Here is a 1,776-nt window from a genome sequence, read left to right as displayed (position 1 = left end):
GAAATTAAAAACATTTTTTATCAGATTGGGCAATCGAGCAGCGGATTTGAATCAGCTTTCGGTTCGAAAGAGAGTGATAACATCGGGGAAATTTCATTCCTGCTTGTGAAGAAAGCTCAGCGGGAGCGTTCTGTAAACGAAATTGCCGATGATCTTAGAAAAAAAATTTCCAAGTACCCTGGTATCACAAAACTTACGATTAACACTGCAGGCGGCGGAGAACAAATGTTTGGCGGCGGCAAACCGATTTCTGTTGAAATAATCGGAAACGATTTGAAATTGACAAAACAAATTGCCGAAAAAGTCCACGCAATAATGAAAATCACCGAAGGCATTGTCGAACCGCAGATCTCTTTGCAAGAGGAGAAGCTGGAACTGATTATAGATATTGATCGGGAAAAAGCATCAGCACTCGGTTTGAATGTTGGAATGGTCGCGAATACACTTCGGAATTATATTTCAGGCGCAACTCCGACAGACTTCCGGGCGAGAAAAGATGCATACAATTTAAGATTACGTCTGAACGAATCGGACAGAAGCAGTCTCGAAGCCGTTGAAAATTTTGAAGTGCAAAACATTAAAGGAGATAGGATCCCGCTGAAAAGTATTGCAGCAATTAAACGTGCATTCTCTCCTATCCAAATTGACAGAAAAGACCAAGAGCGAATTGTAAAAGTTGAATGCGGAATTTCCGGAAAATCGCTTGGAGAAGTTGTGAGCACTCTTCAAGGTGAAATTGAAAAAATTCCCCTGCCGCCTGGAGTTGCCATTGAATTCGGAGGAAGCTATGAACAGCAGCAGGAAGCTTTCTCGGATTTAATTTTACTTCTCTTATTAAGTATAGTATTAGTTTATATTGTAATGTCGGCGCAGTTTGAAAGTTTTCGCGATCCATTTATAATTATGTTCAGCGTACCATTTGCATTTTCAGGCGTTCTAATTGGATTGGCAGTTTTCGGAGAGACTTTGAATGTTATCTCGTTCATCGGATTGGTGATGCTTGTCGGAATAGTCGTAAACAATGCGATTGTTCTTGTCGATTACATTAATATTCTAAGAGAAAGAGAATATACACTCGTCGAAGCAATTCTTGCTGGAGGAAGAAGCAGACTGCGTCCAGTTTTGATGACTGCATTGACGACAATGTTTGGTTTACTTCCGCTTGCGTTAAGCACAGGCGAAGGTGCAGAAACTTGGAGACCGCTCGGTGCTTCTGTTTTCGGCGGATTAACATTTGCTACATTGATCACATTAGTTATTGTGCCGGTGATGTACAGTATCTTCGAAAAAACAATTAAAACCAAAGCGAGGAAGTAAAATGAAATTAGCAATCATAATTCACAACATAGCCGATACAAAAGCAATCGATGAAGTCATCAACAAGCTCGATGTTAAAAGTTTTACTCGAATTGAGAAGGCGACGGGGAAAACAATGGGATGCGAACCTTTATTCGATACAACTGTTTGGCCTGGCTATTATTCTATTACAATAATTGAAGATGTTGAGAATCAGCTTGAAAAAATCCGTCCCGAGATAAAGCAGATAAAAGAAAATTTGCGAGTGAAGGATTTGAAATATCTCGAAGTCGATGCGGTGATTTGGATTTGAAAATGTTTTTGTGGGTGTGATCATGAAGATTGAATGGGCTTAATTTCTGCTGAAACTTTCAAATCTTGCGTAGTGAAGATTAATTGAAAATCTGCTATCTTAAGCATAGATATGGATTCAATTTATCTCAACAAAGATGGAAGAATAACAATCCCAAAGCGGTTAAG

General features: G+C 39.4%; 2 protein-coding genes. Both read left to right on the top strand.

Annotated features, from left to right (window positions below; translation table 11 throughout):
• Window positions 1-1,317, top strand: a 1,317-nt coding sequence (locus tag FJ213_13490; protein MBM4177166.1) for an efflux RND transporter permease subunit, incomplete at its 5' end; no start/stop codon positions are given.
• Between the two features lies 1 nt (window position 1,318).
• Entirely contained in the window at window positions 1,319-1,609 is a 291-nt protein-coding gene (locus tag FJ213_13485) for a hypothetical protein (GenBank protein ID MBM4177165.1), read from the top strand.
• The last annotated feature ends 167 nt before the right edge of the window (window positions 1,610-1,776 follow it).

It is taken from the genome of Ignavibacteria bacterium (assembly GCA_016873845.1).
Lineage (GTDB): Bacteria > Bacteroidota > Ignavibacteria > Ch128b > Ch128b > JAHJVF01.
This window is presented reverse-complemented; position numbering and strand designations above follow the sequence as displayed.

What these genes read in the sequence shown, in the direction of transcription:
- FJ213_13485 (MBM4177165.1), top strand. Translation starts at nt 1,319, where the DNA reads ATGAAATTAGCAATCATAATTCACAACATAGCCGATACAAAAGCAATC.